Raw genomic sequence first — 22361 nt, 5'->3', positions numbered from 1 at the left:
GCTTGACTCTTCGAGGCGTCCGAAACGACCGCATGGGCGGGCGGGCCGCGTCTCGTCGCCCGTTCGGGTCGGCGAAGATCGTCGAACGCCGGTCGCGGCGAGAGCTGCGACGCGGGCGGCCCGAACGTGATCGCGCACGTTCTCCGCGCCCCGGACCCGGGTCCGGGGCGCGGTGATGTCTCCGCACCGTCCGGTGATTCGAGGCATCCGCGGTGCGGCCGCGCGTCACCGGGCCGACGCCGGCGCCACCGTCTCGCCTTCTCGCCTTCTCGCCTTCGATGGCCGGTTCCACCCTCCGTGGAGGGATCTTCCCTTTACCGACGATATCTCCGTGAAGGGTTGGCGTTGCGGGCGCGCTTGCCTAACGTAAGACGCGAAACATGAGCCCAACTCATATACAAGGACTGGGTGATGATCATGGTTCAATCTCTGCGCCGCAGACTCGGATCCCTCACAATGGCGTCACTGCTCCTCGCCGTGATGGCCCTGGTACTCGTTCCGACGCCCGGCTCCGCGGCGGAGCCGGACTGGTGGAACCCTGCGGCGCGGCCCACGCCCGACTCGCGGATCGACGTCACGGGCGAGCCCTTCAAGGGCACCGACGCCCAGGGGCGCGTAAGGGGATTCGTCGACGCCCACGACCACATCATGTCCAACGAGGGCTTCGGGGGCCGGCTCATCTGCGGGAAGCCGTTCTCCGAACAGGGCATAGCCGACGCGCTGAAGGACTGCCCCGAGCACTACCCCGACGGCACGCTCGCCATCTTCGACTTCATCACCAAGGGCGGCGACGGAAGGCACGACCCCGTCGGGTGGCCGACCTTCGCGGACTGGCCCGCGCACGACTCACTGACCCACCAGCAGAACTACTACGCCTGGATCGAGCGGGCCTGGCGCGGCGGCCAGCGGGTGCTCGTCAACGACCTTGTCACCAACGGCGTGATCTGCTCGGTCTACTTCTTCAAGGACCGCGGCTGCGACGAGATGACCGCCATCCGCCTCGAGGCACGGAAGTCGTACGACATGCAGGCCTTCGTCGACAGGATGTACGGCGGCCCCGGCAAGGGCTGGTTCCGCATCGTCACCGACAGCGCGCAGGCCCGCGAGGTGATCGCGCAGGGCAAGCTCGCCGTCGTCCTGGGCGTCGAGACCTCCGAGCCCTTCGGCTGCAAGCAGGTCCTCGACGTCGCGCAGTGCAGCAGGGCGGACATCGACCGCGGCCTGGACGAGCTGTACGAGCTGGGCGTGCGCAGCATGTTCCTGTGCCACAAGTTCGACAACGCGCTCTGTGGGGTCCGCTTCGACCAGGGCACCCTCGGCAGCGCGATCAACGTCGGCCAGTTCCTGTCGACCGGCACCTTCTGGGCGACGGAGACCTGTCGCGGCCCGCAGCACGACAACCCGATCGGCAACGCGGCGACGGCGGCGGAGAAGCTGCTGCCTGCGGGGGTGACCGTCCCCTCGTACGCCTCGGACGCGCAGTGCAACACCCGCGGGCTGACCGACCTCGGTGAGTACGCGGTGCGCGGCATGATGAAGCGCAAGATGATGTTGGAAATAGACCACATGGGCGTCAAGGCCGCGGGGCAGGCCTTCGACATCCTCGAATCCGAGTCGTATCCGGGTGTCATCTCCTCGCACAGCTGGATGGACTCGGGCTGGACCGAACGGCTCTACCGCCTCGGCGGGTTCGCCGCCCAGTACATGAACGGATCCGAGGCGTTCAGCGCGGAGGCCAAGCGCACGGACGCGCTGCGCGAGAAGTACGGGGTCGGCTACGGCTACGGCACCGACATGAACGGTGTCGGCGGCTGGCCCGGCCCGCGGGGCGCGAACACCCCGAACCCGGTGAAGTACCCGTTCCGCAGCACGGACGGCGGCTCGGTGATCGACAGGCAGACCACCGGCGAGCGTACGTGGGATTTCAACACCGACGGCGCGGCGCACTACGGCATGGTCCCGGACTGGATCGAGGACATCCGGATCGTCGGCGGTCAGGGCGTCGTGGACGACCTCTTCGCGGGCGCCGAGTCCTACCTCCGCACCTGGGGGAGCTCCGAACGGCACAGGTCCGGGGTGAACCTGGCCTCGGGTGCGACGGCCTCGGCGTCCTCGTCGCAGTGGTGGAACCCGTTCGTCGGCTTCGCGCCCGGCCGGGCCGTGGACGGCGACCGGGGCACCCGCTGGGCCGGCGAGTGGACCAACGACCAATGGTTGCGGATCGACCTCGGATCCGCGAACACGATCGAGCGCGTCACCCTCGACTGGGAGGCGGCGTACGGGAAGTCGTACCGCGTCGAGTTGTCGGGCGACGGCACGAACTGGCGGACGGCCTGGTCCACGACCACCGGTGACGGCGGTCTGGACACGGCGCGGTTCGCCGCGACTCCGGCGCGCTTCGTCCGGATTCAGGGGCTGGAGCGCGGCACCCAGTGGGGCTACTCGCTCCGCGAGGTGGGCGTCTACGGCGACTGACGGCGCCGGTGGGGCGTTGCCCGGGGCCGGGGCCCGGCCGGATCGGTTCTCCCGCTCCGGTCGGCCCCGGCCGACTCTTTTGCGGATCCGCCGAAGCTCGCGCGGTGTCCGTGCGAGCTTCGGCGGACGGGCGGCTCAGCCGCGCCGGGCGCGGATGAGGTCGCGATACCAGGCGAAGGAGGCCTTCGGGGTGCGGACTTGGGTGTCGTGGTCGACGTGGACGAGGCCGAAGCGCTGATGGAAGCCCTCGGCCCATTCGAAATTGTCCATCAGGGTCCAGGTGAAGTAGCCGCGGACGTCAACGCCTTGGGCCACCGCCGCGTCGACGGCCCGCAGATGGGTGTCCAGGTAGTCGATACGGTCGAAGTCGGGGACGGTGCCGTCCGCGGTGACGACGTCCTCGACCGAGCAGCCGTTCTCGGTGATGTAGATCGGCGGGAGCGCCGGGTAGCGCTCCTTGAGACCGACGAGCAGTTCGCGCAGACCGTCGGGGACGACGGGCCAGTCGAAAGCGGTGCGGCGATAGCCTTCGATCGAGGCCTCTTCGAAGGGCAGGCCCTCCGACGTCGGCGCCTGGATCCGGGTCGGGTTGTAGTAGTTGACACCGAGCGCGTCCAGCGGGGCGCCGACGAGTTCGAGGTCGCCGTCGCGAACGCAACCGCCGAGGGTGGCGTCCGCGCCGTAGGCCGACAGGTCGGGGTAGGTGCCCGTGAGGATCGGGTCGTTGAACAGGCGGTTGTGCAGGTTGTCGTAGGCCTGCGCGGCGGCGCGGTCCGCGGGGGCGTCCGAGGCGGGCCAAACCGGGGTGCAGTTGTTGGCGATCATCACCTGGAGGCCGCTTCGGCGCAGTTCCCTCAGCGCCAGGCCATGGCCGAGCAATTGGTGGTGGGCCACCGGCAGGCAATCGAGGAACAGGGTGCGGCCCGGCGCGTGGGTACCCAGGCCGTAGCCCCAGACCATGTGGATGAACGGTTCGTTGAGCGTGATCCACTTCCGGACCCGGTCCCCCAGCCTGTGGGCCACCGCGGCGGAATAATCGGCGAACCGGTACGCGGTGTCGCGGTTCAGCCAGCCGCCGTCGTCCTCGAGGCCCTGCGGGAGGTCCCAATGGAACAGGGTCGGGACGGGCTCCACGCCGCGCGCGAGCAGGCCGTCGACCAAGCGGTCGTAGAAGTCCAGCCCCCGGAGGTTGACCTCGCCCCGGCCGGTCGGCTGGATCCGAGGCCAGGCGATCGAGAAGCGGTAGCCGGTCAGGCCCACCTCGGCCATCAGCGCGAGATCCTCCTCGTACCGGTGGTAATGGTCGCAGGCCACGTCACCGGTGTGCCCGTCGCGGATCGCGCCGGGCCGGGCGGTGAAGGTGTCCCACACCGACGGGCCGCGGCCGTCCTCCGTGGTTGCGCCCTCGATCTGATAGGACGCCGTCGAGGCGCCCCAGACGAAGTCTGCGGGCAGGTGGTCGAGTGCCATGCGCGACTCCTAAAACATGAGTTCGGCTCATGTTAATCCCTCCGGATGGAATGATGGAAGCGTGAGAGATCGCACCGCGGGCACGACGCGCCGCCGCCCCGTCCAAAAACGCAGCGTCGAACGTTTCGAACGACTGTTGGACGCCTGTGCCGAACTCCTGGACGAAGTCGGCTACGTCGCACTGACCACCAAGGAAGTGGCCGGCAGAGCCGAGGTGCCCATCGGCACCCTGTACCAGTTCTTCTCCGACAAGGAGGGGCTGATCGGCGCACTGGCCGCCCGCAACCTGGACGCCTTCCTCGAACGGGTCTCGACCCGACTGGAGCACGAGAGGCCCGCGGACGTCTCGGGCATCGTCGAGGTGACCGTCGACGAGTTCGTCACCATGCGCCGGACGATCACCGGCTTCGGCGTGGTCGACTTCGGCGCGGTGGGCCGCGACCACACCCTCGATCCGGCCCTGGACAACAACACCGCGGTCGCCCGACGGCTGCGTGAACTGACCGCGACCCTGATCGGGATCCGGGACGACGCCGACCTGGAGATCGTCCTCCGAGTGGCCCTGGAATGCGCGGACAGCGTGCTCAAACTGGCCTTCCGCACCGATTCGCGGGGCGACCCCCGGTTGATCGCCGAGTGCAAACGAGTCCTCGACAGCTATCTGAACGACCGAATCCGCTCGTCGACAACGAGTTAGTGCCATGACGCGCCTCGCCGCCCAAAGACACGAACGGCGCTGCGACTTCGGCTTCCGCCCGGACGCGGCCCCCGCCCTGCCCGGCGGTGGACTCGGCGCGTAGGAGGGGGTGCGTGCGCGTCGGGTGCGGGGCGGTGGCCGTCGCCCCGTCGGCCGGGGCCGTCAGTGGTGGAAAGCCACGCGGTCCGCGTCGTGCGGGCGGCCCTCCCGGAGGTGTTTGATCGCTCGGCGCATGTCGTCGGCCAGGAGTTCGATCTGGTCGTGGTCGACGCCGTGGCGGACCAGGACGCGCTGGATGACCGTCTCCTGGCGGTCCGGTGGCAGTGGGTAGGAGGGCACCTGCCAGCCGCGCATGCGCAGCAGGTCGGACAGGTCGTACAGGCTCCAACCGGTCGAGTCCGGGTCGGTGAGCGTCCAGGACACGGCGGGCAGGGCACCGACGCCGTCGTAGAGCAGGGTGAAGGGACCCATCTCGGCGACCTGCCGGGCGAGGTGCCGGGCGGTGTCGGCGCAGGCCTGGTACACCCGGCGGTACCCCTCGCGGCCGAGCCGCAGGAACATGAAGTACTGGCTGACGACCTGTCCGCCGGGGCGGGAGAAGTTCAGCGCGAGGGTCGGCATGTCGCCGCCGAGATAGTCGACGTGGAACACCAGGTCGTCCGGCAGGGCGTCCTGATCGCGCCACAGCGCCCAGCCGACGCCGAGCGGGGCCATGCCGTACTTGTGGCCCGAGGCGTTGATCGAGGCGACCCGCGGCAGGCGGAAGTCCCAGACCAGGTCGCGGTGGAGGAACGGCGCGATGAACCCGCCCGAGGCGGCGTCGACGTGCAGCGGGACGTCGACGCCGGACTCGGCTTGCATGCGGTCGAGCTCGGCGGCGATCTCCGCGACCGGCTCGTAGGTGCAGGTGTAGGTCACGCCGAGGATCGCGACGACGCCGATGGTGTTCTCGTCGACGTACTCGCGCAGCTGGTGCGCCTGGAGGCCGGTCGCTCCGGACTCCACCGGCACCTGGCGCAATTCCACGTCGAAGTACCGGGCGAACTTCTCCCAACAGACCTGCACCGGTCCGCAGACCAGGTTGGGCCGGTCGGTGGACCGGCCGGCGGCCCGCCGGCGATCGCGCCAGCGCCACTTCAGGGCGAGGCCGCAGAGCATCGCGGCCTCGCTGGAGCCGGTGGTGGAGCAGCCGACAGCGTTGGCCTCCCCGGCGCCGCCGGGTGCGTGCCACAGGTCGGCGAGGATGTTCACGCAGCGCGATTCGATCTCCGCGGTCTGCGGATACTCGTCCTTGTCGACGATGTTCTTGTCCAGGCACAGGTCCATCAGCCGGTGGACCTCGTCGTCCGCCCAGGTGGTGCAGAAGGTGGCCAGGTTCTGCGCGGCGTTGCCGTCCAGCAGCAACTCGTTGCGCAGCAGCTGGAAGACGACGGGAGGCGGTGAGGGCAGGTCGGGCATGGACCTTTTGGACAGGGGCTGTTCACTCAGTGGTGACGCGAAAATGTCGACGGCCGGGTCGGCCGCCGGTTCCTGAGCGTTGTGCAGAGCCATCGGGGCACCTCGCGTGTCGGTCCATCGGTCCGCTTCGGACACTACGGACAGGTGGGGTGGGCGGCATGCGGGCGTGGGCCATCCGGCGGTGCGACGCGGGCGTTGTCGCCGTGCGGGTGCTCTGACGGCGTGGTTGTTCGCCGGCGTCAGGTCAGGCCGCCGTCCACGGTCACGCTCTGGCCGGTGATCCAGCGGGCGTCGGGGGAGGCGAGGAAGGCCACGACGTTCGCGATGTCCTCCGGTCGGCCCAGCCGGCCCAGTGGGGTGCGGGCCACCAGTGCCTCGGTCGGCGCGCCGGCGGCTGCGAAGCCGTCGGTGTCGGTCGGCCCCGGCAGGACGCTGTTGACCGTGATGCCGCGGGCGCCCATCTCGCGGGCGAAGCCGCGTACGAGTTGTTCCCCGGCGGCCTTGGCCGCCGCGTACAGGGCCTCGCCGGGTGGGGAGAGCCTGGTGGCCACCGACGAGACGTAGACGATGCACCCGCCCTCGCGCATACGTCGGCCGGCCTCGCGCAGCGCGACGAAGGCGGCGCGGGAGTTCAGGTCGAATACGTGCTCGTAGTCGTCGTCCGCGGCGTCGGAGAGGGGGCCGCGGACGAAGCCGGCGGCGTTGTGCACCAGGACGTCCAGGCCGCCGTAGTGCTGCTCGGCCGCGTCGATCAGTGCCCGCAACTCCCGGGGGACGGCGGCGTTCGCGCGTACCGCCGTGGCGCGGCCACCCAGTTCCTCCACGGCCGCGACCACCCGTCGGGCGGCGGCGGCGTCCGGGTGGTAGTTGACGACGACGGCCGACCCGTCGGCGGCCAGGCGCAGGGCCGTGGCCCGACCGATTCCGCGGGAACTCCCCGTGACGACCGCGACACGTTGACGCTTGCTCGGCATGACGACCCCATTCAGTCGATGGTATCGATAGTCTGTACTATCGACTAAATAGTCGACGTCATGGACTTGTCAAGTACGCTCCACGCATGGCGAAGTCGACACCCGATGCGGAACTGGCGCAGGTACTGCTGGAGATGTGCTGTGTCGTCGAGGGAATCAGAGGCACCGTCAGCCGCGACCTCGAACTCACTCCACAACAGTCGCAACTGCTCACCGCCGTGGCCGAACGCGAGCTGACGCACGGCGAGTTGGCGACCCGACTGCACTGCGACAAGACGAACGTCACCGGACTGGTCGACCGGCTCGAACGGCGCGACCTGGTGCGCAGGCGACCCGACCCGAACGATCGGCGGGTGGCCAGGGTCCACTTGACCGATCAGGGCACGGAACTGGTCGCGCGCTTCAGGGACGCGGTCACGACGGCGATCGAGACGCGACTCGCGTCCTGGCCGTCCGACCTACGAATCCGATTCGCCGAACTGGCGGGTACCGCTACCGGAGCCCTCCGCTCCTGACGCACCGCGAGCGCGTCCGCGAGGAACATCGCCGGCGGCGTCGACCCGGCGCCCCCGCGCCGCAAAGGCGCCGGCGGGACCGCCGTCCGGGGCTGCGAAGGGTCGGGCGGCGGTCGAGAATGGACGGGACCGGTGTCCTCCACGCGAGGGAGAAGGCCCCGTGAACGAGGCGATTGACGTCGAGGGCCTCAGCAAACGATTCGGCGCCGTGACAGCTCTGGATTCGGTGGACTTCCGCGTCCCCGCCGGAACGATTTTCGGTCTTTTGGGCCCGAACGGCGCGGGCAAGAGCACCGCGATCCGCATCCTGACCACGATCGTGCGTCCCACGGCCGGCCATGCCGCGGTATTCGGGTACGACGTGGTCCGCGATGCCGGCACGGTCCGGAGTCTGATCGGGCTGGCCGGGCAGTACGCGGCGATCGACAAGAACCTGACCGGCCGTGAGAACCTGCGCCTGATCGGGCGCCTCACCCACGTCCGGCGCTCGCGTATCCGGGCCCGAGCGACAGAGCTCGTGGAATGGTTCGACCTCGCGGAGGCCGGTGACCGCCCCGCTCGAACGTACTCCGGCGGCATGCGCAGGCGCCTGGACGTCGCCGCGGCGCTGGTGCCCGACCCGCGCGTGCTCTTCCTCGACGAGCCCACCACCGGGCTGGACCCGCAGAGCCGCAACGCGTTGTGGGAGATGATCCGCGGCCTCGTCGCCGACGGGACCACCGTCCTCCTCACCACGCAGTACCTGGAGGAAGCCGACCAACTCGCCTCGCGGGTGGTGGTCATCGACCGGGGGCGGGTCATCGCCGACGACACGCCGGCCGCGCTCAAGGCGCGGCTGGGCAACACGATCATCGAACTCGACGTGGAGGAGACTCGCCGGGCGGCGCGGGCGGCGGAACTCGTGAGCGCCCGGTTCTCCACCCGCCCGGACGTCGAGGGCACCCGGCTGCGCCTGACGTCGCACGACGGGTCGCGTCCGCTGCTGGAGATCCTGCGCGTTCTCGATGCCCACGGTTTGGTGCCCGGTGCCGTGGCGGTCCACGAGTCCAGCCTCGACGACGTGTTTCTGGAACTCACCGGCCGCCGCGCGGGCGATGCCCCGGACTCCGGGCGAACCTCCGCGGAGGGATCGTGAGCGGGCCGGGCGGGTCCCCGACGTATGCCGCCCGGCGCGGCCGGCAAAGGGGAGCCCCGGCGCCGCCGGCGCGCGGAGCGCCACCCCTCGTGCGTGCCGCGCAGGACGGACTCGCCGTCGCGTGGCGGAACCTGATCGCCCTGCGCCGCGTGCCGCGTCTGCTGATCTTCTCCACCATCCAGCCGCTGGTCTTCGTGCTGATGTTCCGGTACGTATTCGGCGGCGTCGTGCAACCGGCCCTTCACGGGGTCGCGTACGTCGACTTCCTGATTCCCGGCATCTTCGTGCAAACCGCGGTGTTCGGCGCCATGAACACCGCGATCGGCCTGGCCACCGACATGGACACCGGCCTGATGGAGCGGTTCAGGTCCCTGCCCATGGCCCGCTCCGCGGTACTCGTCGGCCGCACCACCGCCGATCTCGCCAGGAACGTCTTCGTCGTGGCGCTGATGGCCGCGGTGGGCTTCGCCATCGGATTCCGGATCCACGCCGGGGTGCCCGCGTTCCTCGGGGGCATCCTCCTGGTCCTGGCCTTCGGCTTCGCGATGTCGTGGATCTTCGCGGTCGTCGGTATGGCGGTCGGCGATCCGGAGACCGCCCAGGCCGCGGCCTTCCCCGTGCTCGCTCCCCTGGTGTTCGCGTCGTCGGCGTTCGTCCCGGTGGGAACCATGCCCGGCTGGCTGCAAGCCTTCGCGGAGCACCAACCGGTCTCACGCAACGCCGACGCGGTGCGCGCCCTCGTACTCGGTGGCCCGACCGCCACCGACGTCTGGCAGGCGCTGGCGTGGGATGCGGCGATCATCGCCGTCTTCGCGCCGATCGGGGTGTGGCTGTACCGCAGGGAACCCTAGGCACAGGGCCCGCCCCGCTCATGCCGTCCTGCGGCGCCGGCGCCCGATCGCGCGTCCGGCCCCGGCGGCCTTTCCTGCGGGAGGTTTCAGCCAAGCGGCAATACGGATAACTACCTATAAAATCAATAAATAGACACTAATGTGATATTTTTCTCCTGGGAATCATGCATATCAGGTGTTTAAGGAGCCGAGTCGTGCACCACGGATCCGACGGAAAGGCCGGCCCGACCGCGGGTCTTGGCAGCCCCTCGGGCCCGGGAAGCAGGACGGGGACGGGGATGGGGACGGCACGAACCGACAGATTGTGCCTGCTCGCGGCTTTGGACGACCAGGCGACGGACACCGACGTATTGACCGCCGCGGCGCAGCACGCGACCGCGGCGCTCGGTGGATTCGGCGCCATGGGACACCTGAGCGCAAGCGCCTCCCGGGGCTTGCACCTGATCGCGAGCAGCGGACTGCCCCGGGCCGTCACCCGCAACTGGGAGGACATCCGCGTCACCGATTCGGTGGCTCCGGCGCGCGCCTTCCGAACCGGCGAGTTCGCGTTCGCGTCCACCGCGCACCGCCCCGAACGCAACCCCTCGGACCCGCCTCACCCGTCGCCCGCCGCGGACCTCTCGGCGCGCTCCGCGATGGCGGCCGTACCGCTGTCCGGACCGGACGGACCGCTCGGCGTCCTGTCGGTGCTGCTACCGGTGACCGACGCGCTCTCCGTCGGGCAACGAACGTTTCTCCGGGAGGTGGCCCGGTGGGCGGCGGAACGGCTGCGCCTGGCCCCGCCCACACCGGACACCGTCTCCCGCACTCTGCTGGGGACGCCACCGGAGCGCGCTCCCGGACAGGGCCCCGGTGAGACCTCCACCGAATTCGAGTTCGAATTCGATGTGCAGGCGAACGAGGTCGTCCTCGACGAGCGGTTGCTCGACGCCATCGGCATCGAGCGGGAGACATTCGACGGACGGCTCTCGACCTTCGACGACTACGTCCATCCCGACGACCTCCCCTGGGTGGTGGGAGACGTCGAACAAGCACTCAGGACCCGTGGCCGGGCGGACAGCGAGTACCGGGTCCGCCGCTCGGACGGGACGTATGCCTGGGTGCGCTTCCGCGGCGGGGCGGTCTCGCACCGGGGCAGCGAGCCGACCCGGCTGGTCGGCACCATGTCGTACACCACCGAGACCCATGCCGCGCTGGAGTCGGTGGGGCGTGCCCTGGCACACATGAGTGACGGTTTCCTGTCCGTGGACCGCGACGGGCGGATCGGATTCGTCAACGTGGCCGCCGAGCGTCTGTTCGGCCGGCCGCGCGACCTGGTGGGGCGGTCGTTGTGGGGCGTCTCCGTCGTGCGGAAGGTGCCCCTGCTGGAGGAGCGCTCGCGCCGAGCCGTCGCCACGGGGGTCCCCGACGGGTTCGAGGTGCCGTGGCCGGGCACCGATCGCTGGTACCACCTACGGCTGGTCCCCCTTGCCGATGGACTCACCCTCTACATCACGGACGTCACCGAAAGACGCCTTCGCGAAGCGGAGCGCGCCGCCGCCGAACACGCCGCCGCCGAGCGCGCCGCCGTCATGACCCGACTGACCCGAGCACTCGCCGAGGCGACCACGACCCGGGACGTGACCGCCGCCGTGGCCGAGAGCGTCCTTCCTCCCCTCCACGCGACCGGACTGGTCATCCTGGCCCTGGGGAACGAGCGACTGGACCTTGTCGGTTCCGTCGGCTATCCGTCGGCGCTCCTCGATCGCCTCCACGGCATGCCGGTCGTCGCCACCACACCTCTGGGAGAGGTTCTGCGCACCCGCGCACCGAAGTTCATCGAGTCACCCGACGACCTCACCGCCGGCCATCCCGGCCTGGTGGACTGCCCGGTGACCGAAGGGAAGCAGGCGTGGGTCTTCCTTCCGTTGATCGTCTCGGGCCGCGAGATCGGTGTGGTCGTCGTCTCCTTCGACCAGCCGCGACACCTCACCGGGGACGAACGGAGTCTGCTGACCGTGTTCGGCGGCCAACTCGCCCACACCCTCGAGCGGGCCCGCCAGTACGACGCGGCCACGACTCGCGCCCGTGACCTCCAGAACGCCCTCCTGCCCCGGGCCCTGCCACCGCTTCCCGCGATCACCGCCGCCGCCCGATATCTGCCCGCCGGACACGGTGCGGACATCGGCGGCGACTGGTACGACATCATTCCGCTGTCCGGCGACCGTGTGGCTCTGGTCATCGGCGACGTCATGGGCCACGGCATGCCCGAGGCCGCCACCATGGGCCGCCTGCGCACCGCCGTGCGCACGCTCTCCGACCTCGAACTGCCCCCGGACGACGTCCTCACCCGACTCGACGACATCGTCGGCGAACTCGGGGAGGAGTCCTTCGTCACCTGTCTGTACGGCGTCTACGACCCGACCACCCAGATCCTCACGTATGCCAACGCCGGCCATCTCCCGCCCGTGGTCGCCCACCGCGACGGCACCGCGTCCCTGCTGACGTTCGATCCCGACCCGCCACTCGGGATCGCCGCCCCGCCCTTCGGCGTCCACGACGTGTCCCTGCCCGACGGCAGCTTCGTCGTCCTCTACACCGACGGTCTCGTGGAGACCCCGGGTCTCAACATCGACAAGGGCCTGCGCCACCTCACCGAGACCGTCGCCGCCGCTCTCGCCGACCGTGACGGGCCGGCCCAAGAGCCCGACGGGCTGTGCGACGCCGTCACCACGGCCCTGCTGCCGGCGCACCGCCGCACCACCGACGACACCGCCCTCCTCGTCGCCCGCACCCGTTCCCTTTCGCCGGGTGACATCGCCACCTGGGCCCTCCCCGAAGACCCCACGGCCGCGGGCCAAGCCCGGCACCACGTCCACGAGCAGTTCCGGATCTGGCATTTGGGCGAGGAGTTGGAAATGGCCACCGAACTCATCGTCAGCGAACTCGTCGGCAACGTCATCCGCCATGCGACCGGTCCGATCCAGTTGCGCCTGCTGCGCAGCCGCACCCTCATCTGCGAGGTCACCGACGGCAGTCTGACCACGCCTCATATCCGACACGCCCGCGCGACGGACGAGGGTGGACGCGGCCTCCAACTCGTCGCCGCCATGGCTCAACGATGGGGAACGCGCTACACCCTCACCGGCAAGTGCATCTGGACCGAGCAGGCACTCGACGCATAAACGGCCGACACGATGCCGGTACCGCCTGGCGGCGGCGGAGAACAAACGGCTTCCCACCACCGGCGGTGGATCCCGTTCGTCTCTGTGGGTTCGTGCGGTTCACCGGCAACGTCGCGGCGGCAACCGGCTGTTGGACCCGGTCGTTTTCCCTGCGGGTTTCGACTACCGCACCACACCGTGCGACTTCCGGGAGTGGCGGGAGAGCGAGTCGAGGACCACCGCGGCGAGCAGCACGCCACCGGTGATCATCGACTGCACCGACGTCTGGATGCCGATGAGCACCATCCCCGAGGCGATCGACTGGACGACCAGGACACCGAGCAGCGCGGACCAGGGTGTGCCGCGTCCGCCGAAGAGGCTGACGCCACCGATGACGGCCGCCGCGATGGCGTCGATCAGTAGGTTCGTGGAGCCCGAGGTCTGTCCCACCGAGGCGACGCGCGAGGCGAGGAACAGCCCGCCGAACGCGGCCAGCGTCCCGGAGACCGCGAACGCCGAGGCGCGGATCCACACCACGTTGATACCGGCGAGGCGGGCCGCCTCGACACCACCTCCGATCGCGAAGATCTTTCGCCCATATCTGGTGCGCCGCAGGACGAAGTCCAGACCGACGACGAAGACCAGGAAGATCAGCAGGGCGAGGGGCAGGCCCTCGAACCGGTTCAGCACGTACGCCGCCGCGAAGCCGATCACCGCCACGGTGCCGGTGCGCACGGCGATCCCGCCGAGCGAGCGGGACGAGACCCGGGCCGCCCTGCGGCGTCGCTCGTCGTGGTACGACGCCAGGAAGTACCCGGCCGCTCCGATCGCCGCGAGCCCGTACGCGACGGCCTCATTGTGGAAATAGCGTTCGGTCAGAGCGGAGACGAAGCCGTCGGAGTGCAGGTTGATGGTGCCGTTGGCGCCCAGGACGTAGAGCATCAGGCCGTTCCAGACCAGCAGTCCGGCCAGCGTGACGACGAAGGCGGGTACGCCGACCCTGGCGAAGAAGAACCCCTGGAGGGCACCGATCCCGCCCCCGACGAGGGCTGCGGTGACGGCCGCCAACCACTCGGGCATGCCACTGTTGACGTTCATCACGGCGAACACCGCCGCCGCGAGTCCGCTGACCGCGCCCACCGACAGGTCGATCTCGCCGAGCAGCAGAACGAAGACGAGCCCGACCGCGATCAGCCCGGTGCCAACGATGTCCACGCTGAGGTTGGAGAGATTACGCGGGGACAGGAAGTGGTTGTCCAGGAGTTGGAAGGTCGTCCAGATCACGATGACCGCGCACACACCGGGAACCGAGCCGAGTTCACCGTTGCGCAGCCTGAGGACGAAGTCGCTCGCGTAGCCCTTCAGGCCGGATGGGCGATCCCCGGTCCTCGGGTCGCGAGCGCCGGCCCGGTCGGTGACGGCCCCGGCCCTGTTGCGATCGGTGTCGCCCGATGTCCTCGTACCGGTCACAGCGTCGCCTCCCACGGCTGCGTCTTCCGGTGGGTCACGGCGTTGTCCGTGGCGCCGGTGATGGACGAGACGATCTGCTCCTGCGACGTGGTCAACACGTCGAAGAACCCGTTGTTGCGGCCGAGGCGCAACACCGCGACGTGGTCCGCGACGGCCTTGACGTCGCCGAGGTTGTGGCTGATCAGCAGGACGCCCAGGCCGCGTTCTCGCAACCGCTCGATCAGATCGAGGAAGTGCGCGGTCTGCCCCACGCCCAGCGCCGCGGTGGGCTCGTCGAGGATCAGGACCTTGGGCTCGCTCAGCAGCGTCCGGGCTATCGCGACAGCCTGCCGCTGCCCCGCGGAGAGCGAGGCGACCGGCACCCTCGTCCGGGGGATGCGGACGGACAGCACGTCCAGCAGGTCGAGCTCCCTCGCGCGGCGCTCCATCGCCACCTCGTCGAGCACGCCCGCCCGGCAGATCTCGTGACCCAGGAAGAGGTTGCCGACCACGTCGAGGCTCTCGCACAGGGCCAGTTCCTGGTAGACGCTGGCGATGCCCAGCGACTGGGCATCGCGGGGCCGGGCGATCCGCACCGGCCGGCCGTTCCACTCGATGACGCCCTCGTCGGCCGGGCCGGCGCCGGTGATCACCTTGACGAGGGTGGTCTTGCCGGCTCCGTTGTCGCCCACCAGGGCGACGACTTCCCCGGCGTTGATCTCCAGCTCGACGCGCGTGAGCGCGTGGAGGGCGCCGAAGCGTTTGCAGATCCCGCGCAGGGCCAGCAGCGGCGTCGTTGTCACGTGGACCATCTCCTTCGCCGCGACCGATGGCGGCTAGGTGGTGAGCCCCGCCTTTTGGCAGGCGGCCCGGAGATCCGGGGTGCAGATCTGCGCGATCGTGTACACCCCGTCCTTGACGAGGGTGCTCGCGATGGAGTCGACGGTCACGGGCGTCAGAGGACCCAGAACGGCGGGTATCGCGTTGCTGGTGTCGTTGCCGACGCGGTCCTTCGCGATGGCGTCGATGGGCGCGCCGCGGCCCAGGGCGAGTGCCATCTCCACGGCGGCTCCGGCTTCGGAGACGAAGGATTTGTAGACCGTGACGTACTGCCGGCCCGCGACGATCCGCTGCACGGCCTCGCGGTTGGCGTCCTGGCCCGTGATGGGGGGCAGCGGCTTGACGCCGGCGGCCTTGAGGGCGGTGAGGACGCCGAAGGCGAGGCCGTCGTTGGCCGAGTAGACGCCGTCGAGACGGTCCGGGCCCACATCGGCGATGGCGGCGGACATGTTGGTGAAGGCGTTCTGCGGTATCCACCCGCCGGTGTAGTACGACTTGACGATCTTCGCCCTGCCCTCGAAGGCGGAGAGCGCACCTCTCTGTAGAGCTGCCGTGTTCGGGTCGGTGGGGTCGCCGTTCATCATCACGATCCGCGGTTCGTGCGTCCCGTGCCCCATCGCCGTGAGCAGTGCCTCGGCCTGGAGCCTGCCGATCTGCTCCGAGTCGTAGCCGGAGTACGCCGAGATGGGACCTTCCGCGAGGCGGTCGTACGAGACCACCGGGATGCCCGCGTCATGCGCCCGTGTGATCGAGGGGCGCAGCGCCTTGTAGTCGACCGGGTCGAGGATCATGGCTCGTACCCCGTTGGCGATCATGGAATCCATCTGCTGCTGCTGCGTGGCCACATCCCCCGAGGCGTTGGCGTACTTGACCTCACAGTCGGGGCACAGCCGACCCACCTTCGCCTGGATCAGGGGCTTGTCGGAGGCGGCCCAGCGCGCGGTGTGGGTGTCGGGAAGCAGCAGGCCGATGGAGAAGCCCCTCGTGTTCGGGTCACCCCCGCCGGGTGTCGCGGCGGGTTGCAACGCGCCGCACGCGACCACACCGGCGACGAGCGACGCCACCGCGGCAGCCAGGACCGCACGCCCGCCGGCGCCTCCCACGGGGCCGGGTCGTCGGATCATGGCAGCCATCCAGAGGAACATCAGGACACCTGATCCGACCATACTCCGCCGCGCTGTGGCAGGCCGTTCGAATCCGTCGCGCCTCACACCCCCTGTGGCGAAAGGAGTACCTCCCCCCACACCTGCTTGCCGCCGCTCAGCGGCACCGAGCCCCATGCCTCCGACATCGCCTCGACCAGCAACAGACCCCGGCCACCGGTCACCTCCCAGTCGAGGCTGGCCGGCTTGACGGGTGTACGCGGGGAGGAGTCGCTCACCGCGACCCGGAGGCGATCGCCCGCGAGCGTGAGGTCGAGGCGTACCTCGCCCTGCGTGTGCGCGATGGCGTTGGTGACCAGTTCGGAAACGATGAGCAGGATCGCGTCGGTCTCCTCGGTCACCTGCCAGGCACGCATCGTGCGCGCGGTGAAGCGGCGCGCGTGCATGACCGCGTCGGGTAGCCGCCACACCGTCCAGCCGGCGCGCCGCGGACGCGCGGTCAGCCCGTCGTAGCGCATGAGCAACAGCGCCACGTCGTCGTCGCGGGCCTCGGCGCCGCGGATCAGTTCGTCGGCCATCCGGTCCACGTCGGACGGATCCGCCGCCGAGAGCGTTTCGCAGACCCGCCGGACACCGTCCTCCAGCGGGAGCTTGGAGGACTCGACCAGACCGTCGGTGAGCAGCGTGAGCACCGACCCCGGGGACAGCGGAGCCATGGTCAGCGGGAACTCCGCGTCCGGGAGCACCCCGAGCGGGGGCCCGCCCTCGGTCTCCACCTCCCGGGTCGTGCCGTCCGGCTCGCGCACGACCGGCAGCATGTGCCCGGCCCGCACGAACCAGGCGTCGCCCTCCTCCGTGTCCAGAGCCACATAGCAGCAGGTGGCGAAGACGTCGGTCTCCATGCCGACCAGCAGGCGGTTCGTGTGCGAGACGACCACGTCGGGCGGGTGGCCTTCGACCGCGTAGGCACGGATCGCGGTGCGGATCTGGCCCATCACCGTGGCGGCTTCGGCGCTGTGCCCCTGCACGTCGCCGATGACCAGCGCGACGAATCGGTCCGACAGCGGAATGACGTCGTACCAGTCGCCACCGACCGCGAGGCCCGCGGTCGCCGGTAGATAGCGTGCGACGGTCACGCAACCGGGCAGCGACGGGAGCTTGCGGGGCAACAGGCTGCGCTGGAGCATCGCGGCGAGTTCGTGCTCGGCATCGAACGCCCGGGCGCGTACGAGGGCCTGCCCCACCAGACCCGCGGTGGCGGTCAACAGGGAGCGCTCCTCCGTGCCGAACCGGTGCGGCTTGTCCCAGCCCAGCAGGCACAGGCCGACCACTCGGTTGCCGTACGGCAACGGCAGTATGGCGAGACCACCGCGACCGAGTTCGTCGAGGCCGGGCTCGAGGCCGGTACTGGTCTCCAACAGGCATGTGGTGCCGTCACGGAGCGCGGCCGTCAACGTCGGCAGGGCACCGGTCAGCGTGTCGGGCCGCCCCAGCCGCCACTCGCTGCGCCAGTTCTCCGGCCACGCCGTCGGCTCCGGCGGGTCCAGCACGGTGACCACCAGCCGGCCACCATGCAACTGCGACAGCGCCAGCCGGTCGGCCCCCAGCGGCTCTCGAAGCGCGCTCACCAGGCTCCGACCGACATCGCGCACGGCGAGGGCGGTCGCCAGCAGGGCGGACAGCCGCTGCACCATGGACACCTCATCGGTGCTCGGCCGCAGGTGGGAGGCATCGACGAGCACGCCCAGCAGCCTTTCCGGCCGGCCCGAGGGATCCAGCAGCGCCCGACAGCGCAGCCGCAACCACCGCAGTTCGCCCGTGGACCGGCGGATGCGAAACTCCAACTCCCGACCGCCCGGCATCGCATGCCCCGGCTCGACGACCGACATGAGTGTGGGCAGATCTTCCGGGACGGTGCGCGCCAACAAAGTCTCCACCCGACCGTCGAAGTCATCGGGAGCGATACCGACCAGGTCCAGCACGTGCTCGTCCGCCTGGATCCGCCCCGTACTCAGGACCAGGGTGAACGACCCGCCGCGGTCGTCACTCGCGGCCGAGGCGAGTCGCTTCTCCGACCGTCTTCGGCCGAGCGCCGCGTTCGCATCCGCGTCGTGGACGGCTCCACCTGCGGCCGCCACGCCCGGGAGGCCGCTCGGCAGGTCGGCTCGCACGCGAGCGTGCTCGGTCCAGCCGCCCGACGCACCGGCGAGGGCTCCGCCGGATGCGGAGCCTCCGCTCGCCGAGCACCCCGCTTCGACACGCAAGGCGACCTGGCCCGCGTACAGCTCCATGAGGCCGCGCCGCCGGGCGTCGAAGCCGTCACCCGTGCGGTCCACCACGACCAGGCAGCCCAGGCGCCTGCCGTCCACGTCGAGGGGCAACGCACCCAGCGAGGCGCCGGCGGCGGACACGATCGCGTCGCCGTCCGGAGCCGCGATCTCGTCCGAGGACAGCCACAGCGGCCGACCGGCGCGGAACGCGTCGGCGATGGGCGACCCCCCGGACAGCGCGTACCACGGCCACAGTCCGTACGCGGCGCCGGAACTCTCTCCGACCGTCTCGGTCAGGCGCAGCCCGTGCGCCTCCTCGTCCACCACGTAGACGGCGACCATCGCCACCCCGGCGGAGGCCAAGACTTGCTCTGTCACAGTCGGCGACACCCTCTCAGCGGTGGGTCAAGGGTGGACTTCCCGGGCCATCACGGCAGATGAAGCCGGGATGGCCTCCTCCAACCTCCTGCCTCATTCCAGTGTGCGCGTAACCCCGCTCCAGGTGCCCTCGACCAGGGACGGGACGCGCGGGAATATCGCCGGTCGAGGGCCCGGGCGGATCCGGTCACGAACCGTCGAACGTCGCGTCCCGCACGCGTACGGTGGAATGGCGAGCGGGCTCGGGGCTTCACCGACGAAAGGGTGGCCATGAGCACATCAGCAGGCCATCGGAGCCACGGCGGCACCGGCGGTCCGACGGGCGAGCCGGCCCACCCACGGACACAGGCACAGACACAGACACAGACACAGACACAGACACAGGGGATGCCGCCCCGCCGTGATCACCCGGATATCTTTTCGGACCTGGGGCCGTTCGATGCTTCCGCGGCGCCTTCCGGTTCGGCGGCACCAGGGCCCGAACCGACGGGCGACCCACATTCGACGGACGATCCGGGTTCGGGCGGGGGAACGCCCGTGCACGAAGGGCAGCCCCCGTCGCCGGTGGATTTCCGAGCGGTGTTCGAGGCGCTGCCGGCCGGGGTGGCGCTGCTCACGCCGGACCTGATCTATGTGGAGGCGAATCCCAGGTACCTGCGCCTGGCGGGACGCCGACGCGAAGAAGTCGTCGGCCGGTACGTCTTCGAGGCGTTCCCCGACAACCCCCGGCGCAAGGACGCGCTCGGAACACACCGCCTCGCCGCCTCACTGCGCCGGGCGGCCGGCGGGCAGCGCGACACGATGGCCGTACAGCGCTACGACACCCAGCGATCCGACGAGCCCGGCGTGTGGGACGAGCGGTACTGGAGCATTCTCAACGTCCCCGTCCTCGGCCCCGACGGCCGGGTGCGATGGGTCCTGAACCGCGTCGAGGAAGTCACCGAACTCCTGCGCGCCAAGAACGAATGCCCCGCCGAGCGCGCGAGTTTCATGGAGGCGGAACTGTACAACCACGCGCGCGAACTCCAGGACATCAACGAACGCCTGCGCGGCGCGTACGCACGCGAACGCGAAGTGGCCCTCGTCCTGCAGAGCGCGATGCTGCCCGCGCCGTCACCGTCGCCGCACGCCGGCCCCCACGCCGCGGCGGTACGCTACCGGCCCGCGCAGGGGGCGCTGAACGTGTGCGGCGACTGGTACGACCTGGTGGACCTGCCCGAGGGACGCACCGCCGTCGCGGTCGGCGACGTGGTCGGACACGGCCTCAAGGCGGCAGCCGTCATGGGCCAGCTCCGCAGCGCTCTGACCGCGACCCTGCGCATCGCCGACGGACCCGCCCACGCCCTGGAGGCGCTCGGGCTGCACGCACGCTCGGTACCCGGTGCCGAAGCCGCGACCGCCGTCGCGGTGATCGTCGACCCCGCACGCCACGACCTCCACTACAGCAGCGCGGGGCACCTGCCTCCCGCCCTCCTCGCCCCCGACGGAGGGGTCACCCTCCTCGACCGGGCCACCGACCCCCCTCTCGGCGCCCACCCCGAACACCTCCCCCGCCCCCAAGCGGCGCTCGACTACCCCACCGGCGCCACCCTGGTCCTGTACACCGACGGCCTGATCGAACGCCGCGACGAAGACATCGACACGTCCGTGGCCCGCCTCGCCCACTCCCTCGCCGGCCACCGCGCCCTCGACCCCGAACCCCTGGCCGACGCGCTCCTCGCCGACCTCCTCCCATCCGACGGCGCCACCGACGACACCGCCCTGGTGGTCCTGCCGCTGTAACGGAATCGCACGAGCGCCCACCGCCGCGAACACACGCGCTCGCCAACTCCCCACCCGGCCGACTCGCCTGGTCACCGCGGGTTCGGCGCGGGCGTGCTCGCGGACTCGATGCGGGTGCTGCGCCGCGTCGGTGTCGTCGCCCGCCCCATCGAGGGCACCACCACGGTTCAGCACGTCGTCTGCTGCGCGGATGACGACAACCCACTGGTGCGCCGGTTCGTGGACACGGCCGCGCCGGCACCGGCGATCCCCGCCCCGGCGCGAGTTGGGCTTCGCCCGAGGCGGCGTGCGGGGATCCCCCCTCGATCTCAGGACGGTTTCGCTTCGGGAGCGAACGCGGGGAGCTTGTCGAGACTGCTGCGCACGGCCTCGGCTCCGTACTCGAACATCTGCCGCTCGTAGTCGTCGACCGCGCCGAGCAGATCCCGGCGGCCCTCGTTGGCCTCGACCAAGCAGTGGCGCAGCAGGTCGGCATCGCGCAGCGCGGTGTTCGCGCCGTTGCCGCCGGTCGGAGAGGTGGCGTGGATCGCGTCGCCGAGCAGCGTGACCGGGCCGGACGCCCAGCGCTCGCCGGGCTTGACCACCCGGATGGACAGCAGCGTGCTGTTGTCCGGGTCGGCCTGCTCGATCAGCGCGCGCAGTTGTGGGTGCCAACCTCGCATCCTGGACAACACGGCGTCCTGCACGGTCGGGTCCGCCGGCGAGCCGTTCGGCGGCAGGATCATGGCCCAGCGCACATAGTCGCCGATGTCGGGCAGCGTGACTTCGGGGGCCAGTTGCTCGGCGGCCTGCTTCGGCGGGGTTCGGAAGCGCATCGCGCCGAGGAGCAGGCTGACACCGTCACCCGCGATCTTCGAGCCGTAGGCCTTGGACAGGCCGGCGAACTCGTCGGTCAGCGGGGTGCGGCCGATGACGAACCGGACGCCGGTGTCGGTCGGGGTGGTCTGCGGCGACAACACCCCGCGCACCGCGGAGGTGACGCCGTCGGCGCCGACGAGCAGGTCGGCGGTGGCGGGGTCGCGGCGGGCGAATCGGGCTCGGACCTTGCCGTCGGCCTGTACGTCGTAGCCGGTCAGCGCGGCATCGGTGTGCACGGTGAGGCCGGTCAGCAACAGGTGTCGTAGCACCTGTCGGTCGACCACGATGCCGGTGCGGCCCGCGCCGAGCCTGCCGATCTCGTTCAGCCGCGGGTCCAGGATCAGCTGCTCGGCGGAGGCGTCCATGACGATCTCGTCCAGCAGCGGGTGCCAGCGTGTGGGCAGGCATCGGCGTACCGCCCGGAAGCCGATCGGGTTCAGCACGAGCCGGTAGCCCTGGAAGCGTGCGGCGATCCCCGGGTCGCGCTCGAACACGTCGGCCTCGATCCCGGCACCGCGCAGACCCTGTGCAAGAGCCAGACCACCCAGACCTGCACCGACCACGGATACTCGCATCACGCACCTCCGGAACATCGACACGAACTTAGTTCGTTCCACTGACGATCTAAGTTCTATGCAACGAACTAAGATCGTGTCAAGTCACGCCGGGCATTCTCACCCGCAAGGAAACCCGCGTCCGGGGCTCACCGTGATCCGACCTCCGACCTCCGACCTCCGACCGCGCCGGAGCCGGCGGCCGGCCCCGCTCCGCGTCAGTGACGCGCCGCCTCCTCCTCGGCTGCGCGGGCCCGGAGTTCGAATTTCAGGACCTTGCCGCCCGGGTTGCGCGGCAGTTCGGTGACGAACTCGACCGTGCGCGCGTCCGGGACGCCGACCACCGCGGCCTCCGACATCGCCGGTGTGCAGCCGGCCGTCCGCGTCGATCGCCCCGGCCGGTCTCGTC

Annotated in this window: 16 protein-coding genes; 7 read left to right on the top strand and 9 right to left on the bottom strand. The window is 70.3% G+C overall.

The genetic code is table 11. The features are described from left to right. Positions 1-456 precede the first annotated feature (456 nt). Positions 457-2475, top strand: a complete 2019-nt coding sequence (locus ACFRCG_RS02720; protein ID WP_380028016.1) for a discoidin domain-containing protein — start codon at positions 457-459, stop codon at positions 2473-2475. A 135-nt stretch (positions 2476-2610) separates the two neighbouring features. Here the strand turns inward: ACFRCG_RS02720 and ACFRCG_RS02715 are convergent, their stop codons facing one another. Further along, complete coding sequence (locus ACFRCG_RS02715; RefSeq protein ID WP_380028013.1) at positions 2611-3945, bottom strand: GH1 family beta-glucosidase; 1335 nt, start codon at positions 3943-3945, stop codon at positions 2611-2613. A 61-nt stretch (positions 3946-4006) separates the two neighbouring features. On the opposite strand from ACFRCG_RS02715, the gene ACFRCG_RS02710 reads away from it, so the two are divergent. Next, complete coding sequence (locus tag ACFRCG_RS02710) at positions 4007-4642, top strand: TetR/AcrR family transcriptional regulator (RefSeq protein WP_380028011.1); 636 nt, start codon at positions 4007-4009, stop codon at positions 4640-4642. 162 nt (positions 4643-4804) lie between these two features. Here ACFRCG_RS02710 and ACFRCG_RS02705 read toward each other — a convergent pair whose 3' ends face one another. After that, positions 4805-6193: a glutamate decarboxylase gene (locus tag ACFRCG_RS02705; protein WP_380028009.1), complete on the bottom strand. Its 1389-nt coding sequence runs from the start codon at positions 6191-6193 to the stop codon at positions 4805-4807. A gap of 146 nt (positions 6194-6339) precedes the next feature. Continuing rightward, entirely contained in the window at positions 6340-7074 is a 735-nt protein-coding gene (locus tag ACFRCG_RS02700) for an SDR family oxidoreductase (protein WP_380028007.1), read from the bottom strand. Between the two features lie 86 nt (positions 7075-7160). On the opposite strand from ACFRCG_RS02700, the gene ACFRCG_RS02695 reads away from it, so the two are divergent. The 4 genes from ACFRCG_RS02695 (at position 7161) to ACFRCG_RS02680 (ending at position 12739) form a co-directional block, all read left to right on the top strand. Continuing rightward, positions 7161-7589 carry a MarR family winged helix-turn-helix transcriptional regulator gene (locus ACFRCG_RS02695; RefSeq protein WP_380028004.1) on the top strand — a complete coding sequence of 143 codons (429 nt, stop codon included), beginning with the start codon at positions 7161-7163 and terminating at the stop codon, positions 7587-7589. A gap of 160 nt (positions 7590-7749) precedes the next feature. After that, positions 7750-8724 (top strand): ATP-binding cassette domain-containing protein, encoded by a 975-nt coding sequence (locus tag ACFRCG_RS02690; RefSeq protein WP_380028002.1) that lies wholly within the window; start codon positions 7750-7752, stop codon positions 8722-8724. A gap of 89 nt (positions 8725-8813) precedes the next feature. Beyond that, positions 8814-9575 carry an ABC transporter permease gene (locus ACFRCG_RS02685; protein WP_380028000.1) on the top strand — a complete coding sequence of 254 codons (762 nt, stop codon included), beginning with the start codon at positions 8814-8816 and terminating at the stop codon, positions 9573-9575. 278 nt (positions 9576-9853) lie between these two features. Continuing rightward, positions 9854-12739: a SpoIIE family protein phosphatase gene (locus ACFRCG_RS02680; RefSeq protein WP_380027998.1), complete on the top strand. Its 2886-nt coding sequence runs from the start codon at positions 9854-9856 to the stop codon at positions 12737-12739. 162 nt (positions 12740-12901) lie between these two features. Here the strand turns inward: ACFRCG_RS02680 and ACFRCG_RS02675 are convergent, their stop codons facing one another. From ACFRCG_RS02675 to ACFRCG_RS02660, 4 genes are all read right to left on the bottom strand, one after another. After that, positions 12902-14188 carry a sugar ABC transporter permease gene (locus ACFRCG_RS02675; RefSeq protein WP_380027996.1) on the bottom strand — a complete coding sequence of 429 codons (1287 nt, stop codon included), beginning with the start codon at positions 14186-14188 and terminating at the stop codon, positions 12902-12904. Then, complete coding sequence (locus tag ACFRCG_RS02670; RefSeq protein WP_380027994.1) at positions 14185-14979, bottom strand: ATP-binding cassette domain-containing protein; 795 nt, start codon at positions 14977-14979, stop codon at positions 14185-14187. Before ACFRCG_RS02670 ends, ACFRCG_RS02675 begins: the two co-directional genes overlap by 4 nt. 24 nt (positions 14980-15003) lie before the next feature. Further along, positions 15004-16131, bottom strand: a complete 1128-nt coding sequence (locus ACFRCG_RS02665; protein WP_380028433.1) for a substrate-binding domain-containing protein — start codon at positions 16129-16131, stop codon at positions 15004-15006. Between the two features lie 83 nt (positions 16132-16214). Further along, a complete protein-coding gene (locus ACFRCG_RS02660; RefSeq protein ID WP_380027991.1) occupies positions 16215-18770 on the bottom strand; it encodes a SpoIIE family protein phosphatase in 2556 nt (851 codons plus the stop codon). 525 nt (positions 18771-19295) lie between these two features. On the opposite strand from ACFRCG_RS02660, the gene ACFRCG_RS02655 reads away from it, so the two are divergent. Beyond that, positions 19296-20540 (top strand): PP2C family protein-serine/threonine phosphatase, encoded by a 1245-nt coding sequence (locus tag ACFRCG_RS02655; RefSeq protein WP_380027989.1) that lies wholly within the window; start codon positions 19296-19298, stop codon positions 20538-20540. A gap of 308 nt (positions 20541-20848) precedes the next feature. Here ACFRCG_RS02655 and ACFRCG_RS02650 read toward each other — a convergent pair whose 3' ends face one another. Beyond that, positions 20849-21973 (bottom strand): FAD-dependent oxidoreductase, encoded by a 1125-nt coding sequence (locus tag ACFRCG_RS02650; RefSeq protein WP_380027987.1) that lies wholly within the window; start codon positions 21971-21973, stop codon positions 20849-20851. A 197-nt stretch (positions 21974-22170) separates the two neighbouring features. Next, positions 22171-22311: a hypothetical protein gene (locus tag ACFRCG_RS02645; RefSeq protein WP_380027985.1), complete on the bottom strand. Its 141-nt coding sequence runs from the start codon at positions 22309-22311 to the stop codon at positions 22171-22173. Between the last annotated feature and the right edge of the window lie 50 nt (positions 22312-22361).

This window comes from Embleya sp. NPDC056575 (assembly GCF_042793325.1).
GTDB lineage: Bacteria > Actinomycetota > Actinomycetes > Streptomycetales > Streptomycetaceae > Embleya.
The sequence above is the reverse complement of the archived record's forward strand: the minus strand, read 5'-3'. Positions and strand labels throughout refer to the sequence as shown.